The organism is Phytobacter cepae (assembly GCF_054165735.1).
Map to the genome: position 1 here is coordinate 533,487 of NZ_CM135107.1, position 19,356 is coordinate 552,842.

Here is a 19,356-nt window from a genome sequence, read left to right on the forward strand (position 1 = left end):
TTGTACCTTATGGGGCTTTCCAATCCCCAGAAATAAAAAAGGCCGGAATATCCGGCCTTTTAGCGCTAACAACGGGCTTACTTCTCATTCAGACCGAGTTTTTTCTCCAGATAGTGGATGTTGGTGCCACCCTGCTGGAATTTCTCGTCGTTCATGATGCGCGCCTGCAGATCCACGTTGGTTTTGATGCCGTCGATGATCAGCTCCTGCAGGGCGTTCTTCATGCGGGCAATCGCCACGTCACGGGTTTCGCCAAAGCAAATCAGCTTGCCAATCATGGAGTCATAGTACGGCGGCACGGTGTAACCGGCGTAGATATGCGACTCCCAGCGCACGCCAAAACCGCCCGGCGCGTGGAAACGGGTGATTTTACCCGGGCTCGGCAGGAAGGTGTTCGGGTCTTCGGCGTTGATACGGCACTCCACCGCATGGCCTTTCACCACCACGTCTTCCTGTTTTATGGACAGCGGCTGACCGGCAGCGATACGCAGCTGCTCTTTGATCAGGTCCACGCCGGTGATCATTTCGGTAACCGGGTGCTCCACCTGGATACGGGTGTTCATCTCAATGAAGTAGAACTCGCCGTTTTCGAACAGGAACTCGAAGGTGCCCGCGCCACGGTAGCCGATGTCCACGCACGCTTTCGCGCAGCGGTCACCGATGAAGCTGCGCAGTTCCGGGGTGATGCCCGGTGCCGGTGCTTCTTCGACCACTTTCTGGTGACGACGCTGCATGGAGCAGTCGCGCTCGGCCAGATAGATGGCGTTACCCTGACCGTCTGCCAGCACCTGAATTTCGATGTGGCGGGGGTTTTCCAGGTACTTCTCCATGTAGACCATGTCGTTGCTGAACGCCGCTTTGGCTTCCGCTTTGGTCATGGAGATGGACTGGGCCAGTTCGGCGTCGCCGCGCACCACGCGCATACCGCGACCGCCGCCGCCGCCGGACGCTTTGATGATAACCGGGTAGCCGATGCGTTTTGCATGGGCACGGTTAGCCTCCATATCGTCCGTCAGCGGGCCGTCAGAGCCCGGTACGGTCGGCACGCCGGCCTGTTTCATGGCGGTAATGGCCGACACTTTGTCGCCCATCAGGCGGATGGTGTCAGCTTTCGGGCCGATGAAAATAAAGCCGGACTGTTCAACCTGCTCGGCAAAGTTGGCGTTCTCGGAGAGAAAACCATAGCCGGGGTGAATGGCAGCCGCCCCGGTAATCTCAGCAGCGCTGATGATAGCCGGGATGTTGAGATAGCTTTTCACGGACTGAGCCGGGCCAATACAGACCGTCTCGTCCGCCAGCAATACGTGTTTTAAATCGCGGTCCGCAGTGGAGTGCACGGCGACAGTCTTGATGCCCAGCTCTTTACAGGCACGCAGAATTCGCAGGGCAATCTCGCCACGGTTAGCAATGACAATTTTATCCAGCATCTTCGCCTCGTTATTCGATGATGACCAGCGGCTCGTCGAATTCAACCGGTTGACCGCTCTCGATCAGGATGGCTTTCACCACACCTGCTTTATCTGCTTCGATCTGGTTCATCATTTTCATCGCTTCAACGATGCAGAGCGTGTCGCCCACGTTGACTTTCTGGCCCACTTCGCAGAACGCTTTCGCGTCCGGGCTCGGGGTGCGATAGAAAGTCCCGACCATCGGGGAACGTACGATGTGACCACTGATTTGAGCAGGCGCGGCTTCTACTACAGGTGCTGCAGGCGCAACGGCGCCAGCAAGTGCAGGAGCGGGCTGCTGCATAACCGGTGCCGCATAAGCCTGTTGCATCATCGGATAAGCAGGTGCTACCGGTGCGCGGCTGATACGTACAGACTCTTCGCCTTCAGAAATTTCAAGTTCAGCGATGCCTGATTCTTCAACCAGTTCGATCAGTTTTTTAATCTTACGAATATCCATGAGTGGGTTCCGTACTCTTGTTTAGTTTGATTGTGACAAGCGTTTTACCGCCGTCTGTAACGCGTTTGAACAACCGCCGGCACCTCTAGTGCAGAGGGAGCCAGCAGCAATATCGGGGAAACAGGCATGATGGCGTAACGGGTCACGTATCGTGACATGGGTAGGCATAAACACGGCCGGATTGATCAGGGTAGAGTCCACAGTGTCTTTAGCCTGATGAATTCGGTCGATGAATTCCTGTCCCAGTCAGCTTGCCGATGCTTCTCGCTTCCCCACGTTATAAAGGGAAGTGATTAAGTAAACAACTGGCAACTTAACCGTCATCGTGCTGCTATCTCCTGCAATCTTCCGGTAAAATACAAAATATACCTTCGTTGCATGGTTGTCACCCATTCAGAGCCTAAAAAACCCTGTCGGCAAAACCAAAGTCGCACATTATAACGATTTCGTAGCATTTGGCAGCTAAATACTGGTCTTATCAGGGAAGATTATCAACCGCTGCTGTGAATATGCCTGCGGATAATAACGAAAATGCGGTTTAACCCACAACAAAGCACATTATCGCCACCATTGACGGAACTTCTTGTATCGCCACGCTAAAAGCACGATAGCAGCAGCGGCGTAAAGCAGAGGTTGCGGCGAGATAATCTTTACTGACCACAGGTAATGGATGGGGGCCAGAATCGCCACAAGATAGACGAAGTTATGCAAATGTTGCCAACGTTTGCCCAGTTTTCGCTGCGCCCATTGCGTGGAGGTCGCGGCCAGAGCGAACAAAATCAGCCAACTGACAATGCCGAGCATCAAGTACGGTCGAGAGATCAGTTCCTGGGCGAATAACCCCAGGTTGTTAATACCCAGTTCCAGCAAGGCATAGCTTGTGAGGTGAAGCGTCGCCCAGGCAAAGCACCACAATCCGAGCAGGCGACGGGTACGGATCAGAAGCGGCTGTCGTGCATAACGTGCCAGCGGCGTCACCAGCAGCCCCGCCAGCAGGAACTTCAGGGCCATACGGCCCGTAAAATGCTGAATATCTTTCGCCGGATCGGCACTAAAATAGCCTTGCGAAGCGGCCCAGAATAGCCACACCGCGGGCAGAAAGCCTGCCAGATGCAGGGCCACTTTAAGCCATGTAATGTGTTTTGCCGTTAATCGCACTCAGAAATTCTCCCGCAGATCGAGACCCTTATAGAGCGAAGCCACTTCATCTGCATAGCCGTTGAACAGCAACGTCGGTTGACGCTTAACGTCCAGTACGCCACCGGAGCCAATAAAACGCTCGGTCGCCTGTGACCAGCGAGGATGATCAACATGCGGATTAACGTTGGCAAAGAAGCCATACTCGTCCGGCGCGGCAAGATTCCACGTTGTCGGTGGGCGCTTGCTGGTGAGTTTGATGCTGACGATAGACTTGATGCCCTTAAAACCATATTTCCAGGGCACCGTCAGGCGAATGGGCGCGCCATTTTGCGGTGGCAGTGCTTTACCATAGACGCCAACCGAAAGGAGCGTCAGCGGATGCATCGCTTCATCTATACGTAAGCCCTCAACGTAGGGGTACTCCAGACCACCGCCGATGAAACGATCTTTTTGCCCCGGCATATCATCGGGGGCATAGAGTGTCTGAAACGCCACATATTTCGCATTGCTGGTCGGTTCAACCAGCGCCAGCAATTTATGCAAAGGAAACCCTGTCCAGGGAACCACCATCGACCAGGCTTCTACGCAGCGCATACGATAGATACGCTCTTCCAGGGGAAAGCGTTTGGTTAAATCGTCGTAATCAAGGGTGAGGGGTTTAGCCACTTCCCCTTCAATTTTGAGCGTCCAGGGAGAGGTCTTCAGGCTTCCGGCATTGGCTGCGGGGTCCGCTTTATCCAGGCCGAACTCATAAAAGTTGTTGTACCCCGTCACTTTGTCTTCAGGGGTTAAGGTCAACGAATTTTGCCATTCAGGCGGTTTGGTGAAATTCAGAGGCTGGCCAGGCGGGGCTTTCGGCCTGTCATTACCTTTAAACCAGCCCAGCAAATCGGCATGGGCACGAGGAGAGAGGCTGAGCGCGGCTGCGCTTATTCCGAGTGTTTTCAGAATCTGACGGCGTCGCAGCATAAAAACGGATTCAGCAGTGACGTCGGCTTCAGTGAGTATTTTCTTGTGCATAGTGTCTCCCCCTTTTTATTACTTGTAGCACGGGGTGAGTGCTCGCGGAGGAATATCACGAAAAATTGAAGTCCTGAAAGTAGAATGCCCCTCTGTATGCCATTGCTCACGGGGATGATTGGCAAAAAATTTCTGCGGACTATACTCCGATAGGCCATTGCAATACTGATTGCCAGAAACGTCAGGCCTGCTAGTATGCCGGGCTCGTTTCGCTAGTTAGCACTTACTCATTCAAAGCCAGAGTAGGTCGCGTCTCGTTCTTTCACACTACGGAGTTAACACAAGGATGCGATTAACGACGAAATTTTCAGCTTTTATGACCCTGCTCACAGGCCTGGCGATGTTCGTCACCCTGCTGGGTAGCGCATTAAGCTTTTATAATGCTATCCAGTCCAAGGTGGCTAATCGTGTTGAATCGGTGGCGGTGGTTGTCGACTCGCGCCTGATCTTTACTTCCCCCCCTGAGCTTTTATCTCAGCTGGATGAAATGATGGTGCCTGTGGATATCGTTGGCATCGAGATTCGACAGGGAAAGCAGACGCTACTAGAGCACACACGTAAAAGCAGTTATCGCCCGGCAGGCAGCAATTTTCAGTTCCGCAAACTGGATATCGCGTCGATTAAAAACCCCGGCATGACCATCACCATGATGTACCAGGACCCGATGGCAAATTACCTTAGCTCCCTGGTCACCACGGTCCCGTTGACGCTGGCGATGGGCTTTATGATTCTGATTATCTTCCTGTCAGTGCGCTGGATACGTCGTCAGCTCTCAGGCCAGGAGCTGCTTGAGATGCGGTCTACCCGCATCCTGAACGGGGAGCGTGGGATTGGCGCCCGCGGCTCGATCTATGAATGGCCGTCGCGGGCCAGCAGCGCGCTGGATGTTCTGTTGGCAGAAATACAGTTTGCCAGCGATCAGCGTAGCCATATTGATACCATGATTCGCTCTTACGCCGCGCAGGACACCAAGACCGGCCTCAATAACCGTCTCTTCTTTGATAATCAGCTGGCAACCTTATTAGAAGATCAGGAAAAAGTCGGTGTGCACGGCGTCGTGATGATGATTCGTCTGCCGGATTTTGACCTGCTGCGGGATAACTGGGGCAGAGCCGTTGTTGAGGAGCATCTGTTTATGCTCATCAACCTGCTCTCTACCTTTATTATGCGTTACCCCGGTTCGCTGCTCGCGCGTTATCACCGCAGTGATTTTGCTGTCCTGCTACCCCATCGCACACTCAAAGAAGCGGAAAGCATTGCCGGGCAAATTTTGAAAGCATTAGATGGACTGCCGCCCAGCAAAATGCTCGACCAGGAAGATATGATGCACATCGGCGTTTGTGCCTGGCGCAGCGGGCAGTCAACGGAACAGGTGATGGAGCATGCCGAGGCGGCAACCCGTAATGCGGTATTGCAGGGCGGGAACAGCTGGTCAGTTTATGATGACTCATTGCCGGAACAGGGAAGAGGCAATGTTCGCTGGCGAACCCTTATCGAAAATATGCTGAGCCGTGGTGGGCCGAGGGTGTATCAGAAACCGGCGATTAATCGCGATGGGCAAGTGCACCATCGTGAACTTATGTGCCGTATTTACGATGGCGATCAGGAAGTCATTGCAGCTGAATACATGCCGATGGTATTGCAGTTTGGGTTATCGGAGGAGTATGAACGCCTGCAAATAGGTCGACTGATTCCGTATTTAGGTTTTTGGCCGGAAGAAAACCTCGCTATCCAGATCACCGTCGAGTCGCTCATTCGCCCCCGTTTCCAGCGCTGGCTGCGCGATACCCTTATGCAGTGCGAAAAATCACAACGGAAACGGATTATTTTTGAACTTGCAGAGGCAGATGTTTGTCAACACATCAGTCGCTTACAGCCCGTGGTGCGATTAGTGAATGCTCTCGGGGCGCGTATCGCCGTTACCCAGGCCGGTCTGACACTTGTCAGTACCAGTTGGATTAAGGCGCTGGATGTAGAGTTACTCAAGCTGCATCCGGGGCTGGTTAGAAATATCGAAAAACGCACTGAAAATCAGTTGCTGGTACAAAGCCTGGTGGAAGCCTGCAAAGGAACGCGTACGCGCGTATTTGCCACCGGGGTTCGCTCACGAAGTGAGTGGCAGACACTGATTGAACGTGGCGTTTCTGGTGGTCAGGGCGATTTTATTGCCGCTTCACAACCTCTCGATACCAGCGTGAAAAAATATTCGCAAAGTTACTCGGTTTGAACTGCTGTTTAAGTCGTTTTCACGTAGAATAATGCGCGCTGTGTCCAATGGGGGTGTGCTTGTCTGCCTGCCGGAATGTTACAGCGTAAACGCGAGTTTTGACCTTTGACAGGTTGCAAACACCGGGCACGGACTGCTCCCGCTACTTTCCAACCCTGAATGAGTCAGGTTGTTTGTAACAAAGGAAACAAACTGCACTAATTTTCACCGTCGCAGACGATTTTTGCGCCTTGTCGCTGCTACGTGTGGTTGGTAAAGTAAGCGGATTTTATTTTTCCGCCCCAGCTTTCAGGATTATCCCTTAGTATGTTGAAAAAATTTCGTGGCATGTTTTCCAATGACCTGTCCATTGACCTGGGTACTGCGAATACCCTGATTTATGTAAAAGGACAAGGCATCGTATTGAATGAGCCTTCCGTTGTGGCCATTCGTCAGGATCGTGCCGGCTCACCGAAGAGTGTCGCCGCTGTCGGTCATGACGCGAAGCAAATGCTTGGGCGTACTCCGGGCAATATCGCTGCCATTCGCCCGATGAAAGATGGTGTTATCGCCGACTTCTTCGTGACTGAAAAAATGCTTCAGCACTTTATTAAACAAGTGCATAGCAACAGCTTTATGCGTCCAAGCCCGCGTGTACTGGTGTGTGTGCCGGTTGGCGCTACCCAGGTTGAACGTCGTGCGATTCGTGAGTCCGCTCAAGGCGCAGGCGCCCGTGAAGTCTTCCTGATTGAAGAGCCGATGGCGGCTGCAATCGGTGCTGGCCTGCCGGTTTCTGAAGCGACCGGTTCTATGGTGGTGGATATTGGTGGCGGTACGACAGAAGTTGCCGTTATCTCCCTGAACGGCGTCGTGTATTCCTCCTCTGTACGTATCGGCGGTGACCGTTTTGATGAAGCAATCATTAATTATGTCCGTCGTAACTACGGTTCATTGATCGGTGAAGCGACAGCTGAACGTATCAAGCATGAAATCGGTTCTGCATACCCTGGCGACGAAGTACGCGAAATCGAAGTGCGTGGTCGTAACCTGGCAGAAGGTGTACCCCGCGGTTTCACCCTGAACTCCAACGAAATTCTCGAAGCGCTGCAAGAGCCGCTGACCGGCATCGTCAGTGCCGTCATGGTAGCTCTGGAGCAGTGCCCGCCAGAACTGGCTTCCGATATCTCCGAGCGCGGTATGGTTCTGACTGGTGGTGGTGCGCTGCTGCGTAACCTCGACCGCCTGTTAATGGAAGAGACAGGTATTCCTGTCGTAGTTGCAGAAGATCCACTGACTTGCGTAGCGCGTGGCGGCGGCAAGGCACTGGAAATGATCGATATGCACGGCGGCGATTTGTTCAGCGAAGAATAGTCTGCGTCAAACCCGGGTCAGTGTTTGTCCCGGGTTTGCCTGGCCTGAGAATACGCATAGCCTATGAAGCCAATTTTTAGCCGTGGCCCGTCGCTACAGATTCGCCTTTTTCTGGCGGTTGTTGTGGCGCTGGGTGTAATCATTGCGGACAGCCGCCTGGGTACGTTCAGTCAAATCAGAACGTACATGGATACTGCCGTCAGCCCTTTCTATTTTATATCCAATGGTCCTCGCGAATTACTCGACAGCATGTCGCAGACGCTGTCCTCGCGCGATCAACTCGAACTGGAAAATCGGGCATTACGTCAGGAGTTACTGCTGAAAAACAGCGAGCTGCTGATGTTAGGTCAATACAAACAGGAGAACGCGCGGTTGCGCGAGCTGCTGGGTTCGCCCCTGCGCCAGGACGAACAGAAGATGGTGACCCAGGTTATCTCTACGGTTAACGATCCTTACAGCGATCAGGTGGTTATCGACAAGGGCAGCGTCAACGGTGTGTATGAAGGTCAGCCAGTTATCAGCGATAAGGGTGTTGTGGGCCAGGTTGTCGCCGTGGCCAAACTCACCAGTCGGGTGTTACTGATTTGCGATGCAACCCATGCATTGCCGATTCAGGTGCTGCGTAATGACATTCGCGTGATTGCCGCGGGTAACGGCTGTACTGACGATCTGCAACTGGAACACCTGCCTGCTAATACCGATATTCGCGTCGGTGACGTGCTGGTGACATCCGGTCTGGGTGGACGTTTCCCGGAAGGTTACCCGGTCGGGGTGGTGTCATCCGTGAAGCTAGACACACAACGTGCTTATACCGTGATCCAGGCGCGTCCGACTGCCGGTCTGCAACGCTTGCGCTATCTGTTGCTGTTGTGGGGCGCCGATCGTAACGGTACCAATCCTATGACTCCGGAAGATGTGCATCGTGTGGCAAACGAACGCTTGATGCAGATGATGCCCCAGGTTCTTCCCTCTCCTGATGCGATGGGACCACCGGCACCGATGCCCGCGCCGGCAACCGGTATTGCTGCCCCTCCCGCTTCTGCTACCGGAGGAGGGCAATAGTGGCAAGTTACCGTAGCCAGGGGCGCTGGGTTATCTGGCTCTCGTTTCTTATCGCACTGTTGCTTCAGGTTATGCCCTGGCCGGACGACATTCTTGTCTACCGGCCAAACTGGGTGTTGCTGATTTTACTTTACTGGATTCTGGCTCTGCCTCACCGCGTAAATGTGGGTACGGGTTTTGCGATGGGTGCCATACTGGATCTCATCAGCGGATCCACGCTTGGCGTACGCGCGTTATCCCTCAGCATCGTCGCCTATCTGGTCGCACTAAAATACCAACTGTTTCGTAATCTGGCGCTATGGCAACAGGCGCTGGTGGTGATGGTACTGTCGCTGGCCACTGAAGTGGTTATCTTCTGGGCCGAGTTCCTGGTCATTAACGTCTCCTTTAAACCCGATATTTTCTGGAGCAGTCTCGTTAATGGTGTGCTCTGGCCGTGGATATTTCTGTTGATGCGTAAGATTCGTCAGCAGTTTGCCGTGCAATAAGGTTTTTTATGACAACTCTCTGGCTTGCCTCCGGTTCCCCACGCCGTCAGGAACTGCTCACCCAGTTGGGCGTGAGCTTCGAACGCATTATCCCTGGTATTGAAGAGCAGCGTCGGGCGCAAGAGAGCGCCCATCATTACGTGTTGCGACTGGCGCGAGAAAAAGCCCAGGCCGGGGTAGCGATGGTCACGCGTGACTTGCCGGTTCTTGGGGCCGACACCATTGTGATATTTAATGGTGAAGTGCTTGAAAAACCGAAAGACGCCTCGCATGCTGCTAAAATGTTACGACAACTCTCCGGTCAAACCCATCAGGTGATGACTGCGGTGGCACTGGCAGACAGCCAGCATCTGCTGGATTGCCTTGTGGTCACGGAAGTCACTTTCCGCGTGCTATCTGACGAAGATATTGCCGCTTATGTGGCAACTGGCGAGCCGCTTGATAAAGCCGGGGCATATGGCATCCAGGGACTGGGCGGCTGTTTTGTCAGAAAAATCAATGGCAGTTACCATGCCGTCGTCGGTTTGCCGCTGGTGGAAACGTGGGAACTGTTGAGCAACTTTAACGCACTGCGCGAGGGAAAAGATAATCATGACGGCTGAATTGTTAGTTAACGTAACGCCATCGGAGACGCGTGTGGCTTACATCGATGGTGGGATCCTGCAGGAGATCCACATCGAGCGTGAGGCGCGACGCGGGATCGTAGGCAATATCTACAAGGGTCGGGTAAGTCGAGTACTTCCTGGGATGCAGGCGGCTTTTGTAGATATTGGTCTGGATAAGGCGGCGTTCCTTCATGCCTCGGACATTATGCCGCATACCGAATGCGTTGCCGGGGAAGAGCAGAAGAACTTTACCGTACGCGACATCTCAGAACTGGTGCGTCAGGGCCAGGATTTGATGGTGCAGGTGGTGAAAGATCCTCTGGGCACCAAAGGCGCACGACTGACAACCGACATTACCCTGCCTTCCCGTTACCTGGTGTTTATGCCGGGCGCTTCGCACGTCGGCGTCTCCCAACGCATCGACAGCGAAGCCGAGCGTGAAAGACTCAAACAGGTCGTGGCGGAATACTGCGATGAGCAGGGTGGTTTTATTATCCGTACCGCGGCTGAAGGGGTGTGTGAAGACGATCTCTCCTCGGATGCCGCCTACCTGAAACGCGTCTGGACCAAAGTTATGGAGCGTAAAAAACGCAACCAGACGCGTTACAAGCTCTACGGTGAGCTGGCGCTGGCGCAACGTGTGCTGCGCGATTTTGCTGATGCGCAGCTCGACAGGATCCGCGTCGACTCACGCCTGACTTACGACATGCTGCTGGAGTTCACCGCAGAATACATGCCGGAAATGACCAACAAGATTGAGCACTACAGTGGTCGCCAGCCCATTTTCGATCTCTTTGACGTTGAAAATGAAATTCAGCGCGCGCTGGAAAGAAAAGTGGAGCTGAAGTCCGGTGGCTATCTGGTGATCGACCAGACCGAAGCCATGACCACGGTCGATATCAATACCGGCGCCTTTGTGGGGCACCGTAATCTTGATGACACCATCTTTAATACCAATATCGAAGCGACCCAGGCCATTGCTCGTCAGCTGCGTTTGCGTAATCTCGGCGGGATTATCATTATCGACTTCATTGATATGAATAATGAAGATCACCGTCGCCGCGTACTGCATTCCCTGGAGCAGGCGCTGAGTAAGGACAGAGTCAAAACCAGCATCAACGGCTTTTCACAGCTCGGGTTGGTGGAAATGACCCGCAAACGTACCCGCGAAAGCGTTGAGCACGTGCTGTGCAACGAGTGCCCAACCTGTCACGGTCGCGGAACCGTGAAAACGGTGGAAACCGTCTGCTATGAAATCATGCGTGAAATTGTCCGTGTGCACCATGCTTACGATTCTGACCGATTCCTGGTCTATGCTTCTCCTGCGGTAGCGGAAACCCTGAAAGGGGAAGAGTCCCATGCGCTGGCAGAGGTGGAAATCTTCGTCGGCAAGCAGGTTAAGGTGCAAATAGAACCGCTCTACAACCAAGAGCAGTTTGACGTGGTCATGATGTAAGACCCAAGACGGGGTCCAGATGTTTTGCTGACAAGGAGAGGTGCGTGAGGCGATTGCCGGGGATTTTACTGCTTACAGTGGCAACGCTTATCGTAATTGTGGCGTTGCTGGTGAGTGGCCTGCGTCTTATGTTGCCTCACCTGGACAACTGGCGTCCTGAGATCCTCTCCATCATCAAGAAAGAAACAGGTGTCGACGTTGATGCCGGTCATCTGCAGGCAAGCTGGCAGAATTTTGGCCCTACCCTGGACGTGCGTGATATCAGTGCGGTACTGAATGATGGTGGGAGCCTGTCCGTAAAACGCCTTACCCTGGCGCTGGATATCTGGCAAAGCCTGCTGCACTTGCGCTGGCAGTTCCGCGACCTGACCTTTTACCAACTGGCGGTCCGAAGTAATACCCCTCTGCAACGCAACAATAGCGGCGATACGCTTGAAACCGATCGCATCAGCGATCTCTTTCTTCGCCAGTTCGATCACTTCGATCTGCGCGACAGTAGTCTCAGTTTTCTGACCCTTTCCGGCCAGCGCGCCGAATTGTCCATTCCCCAACTGACCTGGCTAAACAGCAATGAGCGTCATCGTGCGGAAGGTCAGTTAAGCCTCTCCAGCCTGACGGGCCAGCATGGCATTATGCAGGTCCGCATGGATCTGCGTGACGACAACGGCATCCTCAATAATGGCAGAGTGTGGTTGCAGGCTGATGATATCGATGTGAAGCCGTGGCTGGGTAAATGGATGCAGGACAACGTTGCGTTGGATTCTGCCCGTTTCAGCCTTGAAGGGTGGATGACACTCAACAAAGGCGAAGTTGAAAGCGGCGATGTCTGGCTGAAAAAAGGGGGAGCCAGCTGGCAGGGCGATAAGACAGTCCATGAGATGACTGTCGACAATCTAACCGCCCATGTTTCACGCCAGCAGCAGGGCTGGCAGTTTGATATCCCGGAAACACGTATTACGCTGGACGAGCGCCCATGGCCTAAAGGGTCACTGGCCTTTGCCTGGGTGCCAGCACAGGAAGCCGGTGGGCCTGACGGTATCCGTAGTGATGAATTGCGCGTGCGCGCCAGCCGCCTTGAGCTCGATAACCTGGACGGTCTGCTACCGATTGCGGAAAAAATTTCCCCGGAACTCGGCAACATCTGGCGCACCATGAATCCTTCCGGTTTGCTGGACAACCTGGCGCTCGACATCCCCTTGCAAGCGACGGAGAAAACGCGCTTTCAGGCGAACTGGAAAAACCTTGCCTGGAAACAGTGGCAGCTACTGCCGGGTGTCGAAAATCTCTCCGGTACGCTTAGCGGAAGCGTGGAGAATGGGCGCATAACTGCCGAGATGGTGAAGGCAAAAATGCCGTATGCCACGGTCTTCCGCGCTCCGCTTGAAATTGAAAAAGGTGCTGCCACCCTCAACTGGCAAAAGGATGAACGTGGCCTGCAGCTGGATGGACGCAATATTGATGTGCAGGCCAATGCCATTCATGCCCGTGGTGATTTCCGCTACCTGCAACCGGCGAATGACGAGCCATGGCTGGGTATTCTGGCGGGTATTAACGTCACCGACGGCGGTCAGGCCTGGCGCTACTTCCCGGAAAATCTGATGGGCAAGGCGCTAGTGGACTACCTGAGTGGGGCTATCCAGGGCGGTCAGGCCGATAATGCGACGCTGGTGTATGGCGGCAATCCGAAACTGTTCCCGTACAAACATAATGAAGGGCAGTTTGAGGTACTGGTTCCGCTACGCAACGCGACCTTTGCCTTCCAGCCCGACTGGCCCGCGCTGAAGAATTTTGATATCGAGCTCGATTTTATCAACGATGGTTTATGGATGAAGACCGATGAGGTGGCGTTAGGCGGCGTAAAGGCCACTAACCTGTCGGCCACTATCCCGGATTATCTCAAAGAGAAGTTATTGATCGATGCCGATGTTAAAGGGCCAGGCAAAGCCGTGGGTCCCTATTTCAAAGACACCCCGCTGAAAGAGACGCTGTCGACTGCGCTTGATGAGTTGCAGCTCGACGGCGAGGTGAATGCTCGCTTACATCTCGACATTCCGCTTGATGGCGAAATGACAACCGCGAAGGGCGACGTCACGCTGAACCACAATAATCTGTTTATCAAGCCTATTAACAGCACAGTCAACGATCTGCGCGGCAAGTTCAGCTTCGTGAACGGCAATTTGAAAAGCGAACCGTTACAGGCCACCTGGTTTAATCAGCCGCTTAATATTGATTTCACAACCACTGAGGGTGAGAAAGCCTACCAGGTGGCGGTGAATCTGAACGGAAACTGGCAGCCGGCACGCACGGGCGTTCTACCGCAGCAACTGAATAATGCGCTCAGTGGGAGCTTTGGCTGGAAAGGAAAAGTGGACATCGACCTTCCCTACCGCTCAGGTGCGAAGTATGCCGTCAATATTGATGGCGATTTAACCAACATTGCCAGTAAGTTACCACCGCCCATGGATAAGCAGCCGGGCAAAGCGCTGCCCGTTAAGCTCAAGGTTGAAGGGAACTTGCACAGCTTTGATCTCACCGGCAGCGCGGGCAGCACCAATCACTTCAACAGCCGGTGGTTGCTTAACAGTAAATTGACCCTTGATCGCGCCATTTGGGCTTCCGATAGCCATACTTTGCCGCCGTTACCGGATGAAGAAGGGGTAGAACTCAACCTGCCTGCGATGAACGGCGCGCAGTGGCTGGCGCTGTTCCGCCAGGGTGTCGCCAGTAATGTCAGCGATTCTACCGCTTTCCCGTCGCGTATTACTTTACGCACGCCAGCGCTAACCCTGGCCGGTCAGCAGTGGAATAATCTAAGCCTTGTCTCAAAGCCGCAATCCTCCGGCTCAGTTATCGAAGCGCAGGGTAGAGAAATTAACGGCACCCTCACCCTGCGGGATAATGCCCCCTGGGAAGCAGCCATTCGTTATCTCTATTACAACCCCGCGGCGGCCGTATCCGAAGATAATGACATTTCGTCACCCACGACGCTGCTAAGTGGCAAATCGCAGGTGGATTTCAGTGGTTGGCCAGATCTGCGGTTGCGTTGTGCCGAGTGCTGGCTATGGGGGCAAAAATACGGTCGCATAGACGGTGATGTTGATATCAAAGGAGATACCCTGACGCTGACCAAAGGGCTGGTTGACACCGGCTTTGCGCGCCTGACCGCAGACGGTGAGTGGGTCAATCGTACCGGGGGTGAGCGCACCTCTGTCAAAGGCACCCTGAAAGGGGAAAAGATCGATGCGGCGATGAGTTTCTTTGGTATCTCGACCCCGATGCGTAATGCATCCTTTGATGTGAACTACGATTTGCACTGGCGCAGCCCACCGTGGCAGCCGCAGGAAGCCTCGCTTAACGGCATCCTGCGTACCCGTCTGGGGAAAGGGGAGATCACGGATGTCAGCACTGGCCATGCAGGTCAGCTGCTGCGTCTCTTCAGCGTGGATGCGCTACTGCGTAAGCTGCGTTTTGACTTTAGCGACACCTTCAGTAACGACAGCTTTTTCTTTGACTCTATTCGCAGTACGGCCTGGATTAAAGACGGCATTCTGCACACCGATGACACGCTGGTGGACGGACTCGAGGCAGACATTGCCATGAAAGGCTCGGTTGATCTGGTGCAGCGACGACTGAACGTGGAAGCCGTAGTCGCACCGGAGATTTCGGCCACCGTGGGGGTTGCGGCGGCGTTTGCGGTTAACCCGATTGTCGGTGCTGCCGTCTTTGCTGCCAGCAAGGTTCTGGGGCCGCTGTGGAATAAAGTCTCCATTTTGCGCTACCAGATAACCGGTCCGGTGGACAAACCGCAGATCAATGAAGTGCTTCGCGAGACCCGTGCGGATAAAAAGCAATGATTTGACGGCGTCTAAGAATTGCCTCAATCTTCTTATATGACATTTTTACTGCCCTTTGTGGCGGCAACGACGAGTAGCTAACGATGAGTCTGAACCTGGTAAGTGAACAATTACTGGCAGCAAATGGCCTGAGCCATCAGGATCTGTTTTCCATTCTCGGCCAACTGACCGAACGTCGACTCGACTATGGCGATCTCTATTTTCAGTCGAGCTATCATGAATCCTGGGTGTTAGAAGACAGCATCATAAAAGACGGTTCGTACAACATTGACCAGGGTGTCGGTGTGCGTGCCGTAAGCGGTGAGAAAACCGGCTTTGCCTATGCGGATCAAATCAGCATGCTGGCTCTGGAGCAGAGTGCCCAGGCCGCGCGCACCATCGTGCGTGATGCCGGTGACGGGCGAGTGCAGACGCTGGGGGCTGTTGAACATAGCGGCCTCTACACCAGTATTGATCCGTTACAGAGCATGAGCCGCGAAGAGAAACTGGATATTCTGCGCCGGGTAGACAAGGTCGCGCGTGCGGCGGATAAACGTGTGCAGGAAGTGACCGCCAGCCTGACCGGCGTTTATGAGCTGATTCTGGTTGCTGCGACCGACGGTACGCTGGCGGCGGATGTCCGTCCGCTGGTTCGCCTCTCAGTCAGCGTGCAGGTAGAAGATGACGGTAAGCGTGAACGCGGCTCAAGCGGTGGCGGTGGTCGATTCGGTTACGACTGGTTCCTGAAGGACGAAGAGGGTGATGTGCGCGCCGATGCCTGGGCGCGAGAGGCCGTGCGTATGGCGCTGGTTAATCTTTCTGCGGTTGCGGCCCCTGCCGGTACTATGCCGGTGGTACTGGGTGCAGGTTGGCCTGGCGTGCTGCTGCATGAAGCGGTTGGACACGGGCTGGAAGGAGATTTTAACCGCCGTGGCACCTCTGTTTTCAGTGGTCAAATGGGCCAACTGGTCGCCTCAGAGCTTTGTACCATCGTGGACGATGGCACCATGGCCGATCGCCGTGGTTCCGTGTCTATTGATGATGAAGGCACGCCGGGCCAGTACAACACCTTGATTGAAAATGGCATTCTCAAAGGCTATATGCAGGATAAGTTAAACGCGCGTCTGATGGGCGTTGCGCCGACCGGTAACGGGCGTCGTGAATCTTATGCTCATCTGCCGATGCCGCGTATGACCAACACTTATATGCTGGCGGGTAAATCGACCCCACAAGAGATTATCGAATCCGTTGAGTTTGGTATTTTTGCGCCGAACTTTGGCGGAGGCCAGGTGGATATTACCTCCGGCAAATTCGTCTTCTCTACCTCAGAGGCTTACCTCATTGAGAACGGCAAAGTTACCAAACCGGTCAAAGGCGCAACCCTGATCGGTTCCGGTATTGAAGCGATGCAACAGGTATCGATGGTGGGTAACGATCTGAAGCTGGATAAAGGCGTGGGCGTCTGTGGTAAAGAGGGCCAGAGCCTGCCAGTGGGCGTCGGTCAGCCGACGCTGAAAGTCGATAACCTGACCGTCGGCGGTACTGCCTGATTTTCGTTTTACATGCCCTCACCCTGTAGGCTGAGGGATCCCGGTAATATTACGTTTTACAGCGATAACATTGCGCCATGGGAATAAAACCGTCACCGCGATGACAGGGTCCGGCTGAAAATCGACGAAGCGTATCCGTAAGGCCGGGGCGACGCGCAGGGATGCGCGGCGAGGGCGACTTTACAGGGACGTTTCCTTCGCCCGTCCCCGATAAGCCTGAAGGAATATGCGTAGTGGACCGCACCAGCGGCGATTTTCCTGGCCGGGAGCCCGGGTCGCCAGGGTGGTGGCGGCGAGCCACCCTGGCACGTTCACGGGTTCTGGCGTGACAGAGAAGCAAGGAACATAAGGTGAACGGAATGACCCTCAGAGCCGCATGTTCCCCTCACCCTAACCCTCTCCCTCAAGGGAGAGGGGACCGACTGTGCTCGCATTATTTGCGGGGATTCCTCAGCCCTAAAGGTGAGGGCATTACAGCCCACGCCCCTGCATTCCCTGATAAATTTTCGCCACTTCAACAAAATATTCCGTCAGATAGTTGATACAGACCTGAACCTTCAACGGTAATTTGTCTTTTTGCGTATACAGCGCCCATACCGGACGGGGATCGGACTGGTAGCGGGTAAACAGGATCTCCAGATTGCCGTTGTTGATCTCGTCGATCACCCACATTAGCGGCACATAGGCGATACCGGCTCCGGCGGTCAACCAGCGCGAAAGCGTCATCGGATCGTTGGTGACAAATCGCCCCTGCGGGATCAGCCGCGTAGAAATCCCTTCCGGCGCGATCAGTTCGAATTCATTATCCGGACGTACGCTGTATTCCAGCCATGAGTGATTGACCAAATCCGCAGGTTTTTCCGGTGTGCCATACTGCGCAAGATAGCTTTTGGCTGCGCATACCACCATCGGCATCGCCCCCAGCCGGCGAGAAAAGAGGCTAGAATCTTGTAATGCCCCAACGCGAATCACCACGTCCAGACCATCAGCAATCAGGTCAGGGGCCGGGATGCCCGTCACAAGGTTTATGGAAAGGCCAGGATACTCTTTCAGCATATCGGCGGTCATTCTGGCGAGAACATTGTGTGCCATGGTTGAAGAACAGCCTATGCGTAGCGTACCGATAGGGGTGTTATTGAATGCATATAACTGTTCGTGAACGTCCTGAACTTCAAACAGCATCCGGCGGCAGCCCTGGTAGTAGATTTTTCCCGCTTCGGTAAGCCCCAGGCTGCGTGTACTGCGGTTTAGCAGCTTGACCTGAAGTTCATCTTCCAGCTTTGCCACCGTCTGACTGATGGAGGAGACGCTCATGTGAAGCTGCCGTGCCGCTGCGGTGAAAGAGCCTTGCTCAACCACTTTGGCGAATACCGACATTCGTTTTAGTCGTTCCATTATTCACTCTGGCTTAAAAGTGATTTAGATCACATTATATAGATAACAGCATAACAGTTACGTTAATATACTATTCGCTGAATAATTAACGTATCGCTCTCGCCTGGCTTGCTCACTGCTCCGTGGCGGTACGGATAAGAAATATTGTCGCCTGCACTCTCTCTAATCAAGGTCAACATGAGTCTGTTTCCCGTTATCGTGGTGTTCGGTCTGTCGTTCCCCCCGATTTTTTTCGAATTACTTTTGTCACTGGCGGTTTTCTGGCTGGTGCGCCGTGTGCTGATCCCGACCGGGATCTATGATTTTGTCTGGCATCCGGCATTGTTTAATACCGCGCTCTACTGCTGCTTGTTCTATCTGCTGTCGCGCCTGTTTGCTTGAGGTAGAAGTGAAAACACTAACAAGAAATCTCTCCCGTACTGCTATCACTGTCGTGCTGGTTATCCTCGCGTTCATCGCTATTTTTCGCGCCTGGGTTTACTACACCGAATCCCCCTGGACTCGTGATGCCCGCTTTAGCGCCGATGTAGTCGCCATCGCTCCTGACGTCGCCGGTTTAATCACCGCGGTGAATGTTCATGACAACGAACTGGTTAAAGCAAACCAGGTACTCTTTACTATCGACCAGCCGCGTTATCAAAAAGCGCTGGAAGAGGCCGAAGCTGATGTCTCTTATTACCAGGCACTGGCGAACGAAAAACGTCGCGAAGCAGGGCGCCGTAACCAACTGGGTGTTCAGGCCATGTCTCGTGAAGAGATCGATCAGGCGAACAACGTCCTGCAAACCGTTTTGCATCAATTGGCAAAAGCACAAGCTACCCGTGACCTGGCGAAGCTTGACCTTGAACGGACCGTAATTCGTGCGCCAGCAGACGGATGGGTCACTAACCTGAATGTCTATGCCGGTGAATTCATTACCCGTGGCTCAACGGCAGTGGCGTTGGTCAAACAAAACTCGTTCTACGTTCTGGCCTATCTCGAAGAGACCAAACTTGAAGGCGTCCGTCCGGGTTATCGCGCTGAAATTACGCCGCTTGGCAGCAACCGTGTGTTGAAAGGAACCGTTGACAGCGTGGCTGCCGGCGTGACCAATGCCAGCAGCAGTAGCGACAGTAAAGGTATGGCAACCATCGATTCCAACCTGGAATGGGTTCGTCTGGCGCAGCGCGTGCCGGTACGCATTCATCTCGATGAGCAGCAAGGCAATCTGTGGCCTGCGGGTACGACCGCAACCGTCGTGATTACCGGTAAAAACGATCGCGATGAAAGTCACGATTCGTTCTTCCGCAAACTGGCGCATCGCCTGCGTGAGATGGGTTAAT

15 protein-coding genes and 1 pseudogene are annotated in these 19,356 nt (G+C 53.9%); 10 read left to right on the forward strand and 6 right to left on the reverse strand.

Going from position 1 to position 19,356, the window contains the following annotated elements:
• Positions 1-77: 77 nt before the first annotated feature.
• The 5 genes and pseudogenes from accC to msrP all read right to left on the reverse strand — a co-directional run bounded on the left by accC (position 78) and on the right by msrP (position 4,068).
• A complete protein-coding gene (gene accC / locus ACUY4Q_RS02585) occupies positions 78-1,427 on the reverse strand; it encodes an acetyl-CoA carboxylase biotin carboxylase subunit (RefSeq protein WP_458044020.1) in 1,350 nt (449 codons plus the stop codon).
• Between the two features lie 10 nt (positions 1,428-1,437).
• A complete protein-coding gene (accB, locus tag ACUY4Q_RS02590; RefSeq protein ID WP_458045554.1) occupies positions 1,438-1,908 on the reverse strand; it encodes an acetyl-CoA carboxylase biotin carboxyl carrier protein in 471 nt (156 codons plus the stop codon).
• A 21-nt stretch (positions 1,909-1,929) separates the two neighbouring features.
• A pseudogene (locus tag ACUY4Q_RS02595) lies at positions 1,930-2,139 on the reverse strand (type II 3-dehydroquinate dehydratase); the annotation flags it as partial.
• Positions 2,140-2,466: 327 nt separating this feature from the next.
• Complete coding sequence (gene msrQ, locus ACUY4Q_RS02600) at positions 2,467-3,066, reverse strand: protein-methionine-sulfoxide reductase heme-binding subunit MsrQ (protein WP_458045555.1); 600 nt, start codon at positions 3,064-3,066, stop codon at positions 2,467-2,469.
• Positions 3,067-4,068: a protein-methionine-sulfoxide reductase catalytic subunit MsrP gene (gene msrP / locus ACUY4Q_RS02605; RefSeq protein WP_458045556.1), complete on the reverse strand. Its 1,002-nt coding sequence runs from the start codon at positions 4,066-4,068 to the stop codon at positions 3,067-3,069.
• Between the two features lie 286 nt (positions 4,069-4,354).
• On the opposite strand from msrP, the gene csrD reads away from it, so the two are divergent.
• The 8 genes from csrD to tldD all read left to right on the forward strand — a co-directional run bounded on the left by csrD (position 4,355) and on the right by tldD (position 16,639).
• Positions 4,355-6,295, forward strand: coding sequence for an RNase E specificity factor CsrD (gene csrD / locus ACUY4Q_RS02610; protein ID WP_458045557.1), 1,941 nt, complete (start codon positions 4,355-4,357; stop codon positions 6,293-6,295).
• Between the two features lie 306 nt (positions 6,296-6,601).
• Positions 6,602-7,645 (forward strand): rod shape-determining protein MreB, encoded by a 1,044-nt coding sequence (mreB, locus tag ACUY4Q_RS02615; protein WP_000913396.1) that lies wholly within the window; start codon positions 6,602-6,604, stop codon positions 7,643-7,645.
• Between the two features lie 63 nt (positions 7,646-7,708).
• On the forward strand, positions 7,709-8,707 hold the full coding sequence (gene mreC, locus ACUY4Q_RS02620) for a rod shape-determining protein MreC (RefSeq protein ID WP_458045558.1): 999 nt from the start codon (positions 7,709-7,711) through the stop codon (positions 8,705-8,707).
• Complete coding sequence (gene mreD, locus ACUY4Q_RS02625) at positions 8,707-9,195, forward strand: rod shape-determining protein MreD (protein WP_458045559.1); 489 nt, start codon at positions 8,707-8,709, stop codon at positions 9,193-9,195. Before mreC ends, mreD begins: the two co-directional genes overlap by 1 nt.
• A gap of 8 nt (positions 9,196-9,203) precedes the next feature.
• Positions 9,204-9,797 (forward strand): Maf family protein, encoded by a 594-nt coding sequence (locus ACUY4Q_RS02630; RefSeq protein WP_458045560.1) that lies wholly within the window; start codon positions 9,204-9,206, stop codon positions 9,795-9,797.
• Positions 9,787-11,256 (forward strand): ribonuclease G, encoded by a 1,470-nt coding sequence (rng, locus tag ACUY4Q_RS02635; RefSeq protein WP_458045561.1) that lies wholly within the window; start codon positions 9,787-9,789, stop codon positions 11,254-11,256. Before ACUY4Q_RS02630 ends, rng begins: the two co-directional genes overlap by 11 nt.
• Positions 11,257-11,300: 44 nt before the next feature.
• The gene (gene yhdP, locus ACUY4Q_RS02640; RefSeq protein ID WP_458045562.1) at positions 11,301-15,110 is read left to right on the forward strand and encodes an AsmA2 domain-containing protein YhdP; all 3,810 of its coding nucleotides are present in this window, start codon (positions 11,301-11,303) and stop codon (positions 15,108-15,110) included.
• Positions 15,111-15,193: 83 nt separating this feature from the next.
• Positions 15,194-16,639 carry a metalloprotease TldD gene (gene tldD / locus ACUY4Q_RS02645; protein WP_458045563.1) on the forward strand — a complete coding sequence of 482 codons (1,446 nt, stop codon included), beginning with the start codon at positions 15,194-15,196 and terminating at the stop codon, positions 16,637-16,639.
• 471 nt (positions 16,640-17,110) lie between these two features.
• On the opposite strand, the gene aaeR is transcribed toward tldD, so the two are convergent.
• Positions 17,111-18,034, reverse strand: coding sequence for an HTH-type transcriptional activator AaeR (aaeR, locus tag ACUY4Q_RS02650; protein WP_458045564.1), 924 nt, complete (start codon positions 18,032-18,034; stop codon positions 17,111-17,113).
• Between the two features lie 177 nt (positions 18,035-18,211).
• Here aaeR and aaeX point away from each other — a divergent pair, with 177 nt between their 5' ends.
• A complete protein-coding gene (gene aaeX, locus ACUY4Q_RS02655; protein ID WP_458045565.1) occupies positions 18,212-18,415 on the forward strand; it encodes a p-hydroxybenzoic acid efflux pump operon protein AaeX in 204 nt (67 codons plus the stop codon).
• A gap of 7 nt (positions 18,416-18,422) precedes the next feature.
• Positions 18,423-19,355, forward strand: coding sequence for a p-hydroxybenzoic acid efflux pump subunit AaeA (aaeA, locus tag ACUY4Q_RS02660; protein ID WP_458045566.1), 933 nt, complete (start codon positions 18,423-18,425; stop codon positions 19,353-19,355).
• The last annotated feature ends 1 nt before the right edge of the window (position 19,356 follow it).

Excerpts from the sequence above, each read along its gene's own strand:
- mreC (WP_458045558.1), top strand. The coding sequence starts at position 7,709 with ATGAAGCCAATTTTTAGCCGTGGCCCGTCGCTACAGATTCGCCTTTTT.
- msrP (WP_458045556.1), bottom strand. The coding sequence starts at position 4,068 with ATGCACAAGAAAATACTCACTGAAGCCGACGTCACTGCTGAATCCGTT.
- aaeX (WP_458045565.1), top strand. The coding sequence starts at position 18,212 with ATGAGTCTGTTTCCCGTTATCGTGGTGTTCGGTCTGTCGTTCCCCCCG.
- csrD (WP_458045557.1), top strand. The coding sequence starts at position 4,355 with ATGCGATTAACGACGAAATTTTCAGCTTTTATGACCCTGCTCACAGGC.
- accC (WP_458044020.1), bottom strand. The coding sequence starts at position 1,427 with ATGCTGGATAAAATTGTCATTGCTAACCGTGGCGAGATTGCCCTGCGA.
- rng (WP_458045561.1), top strand. The coding sequence starts at position 9,787 with ATGACGGCTGAATTGTTAGTTAACGTAACGCCATCGGAGACGCGTGTG.
- mreB (WP_000913396.1), top strand. The coding sequence starts at position 6,602 with ATGTTGAAAAAATTTCGTGGCATGTTTTCCAATGACCTGTCCATTGAC.
- aaeR (WP_458045564.1), bottom strand. The coding sequence starts at position 18,034 with ATGGAACGACTAAAACGAATGTCGGTATTCGCCAAAGTGGTTGAGCAA.
- accB (WP_458045554.1), bottom strand. The coding sequence starts at position 1,908 with ATGGATATTCGTAAGATTAAAAAACTGATCGAACTGGTTGAAGAATCA.
- tldD (WP_458045563.1), top strand. The coding sequence starts at position 15,194 with ATGAGTCTGAACCTGGTAAGTGAACAATTACTGGCAGCAAATGGCCTG.
- ACUY4Q_RS02630 (WP_458045560.1), top strand. The coding sequence starts at position 9,204 with ATGACAACTCTCTGGCTTGCCTCCGGTTCCCCACGCCGTCAGGAACTG.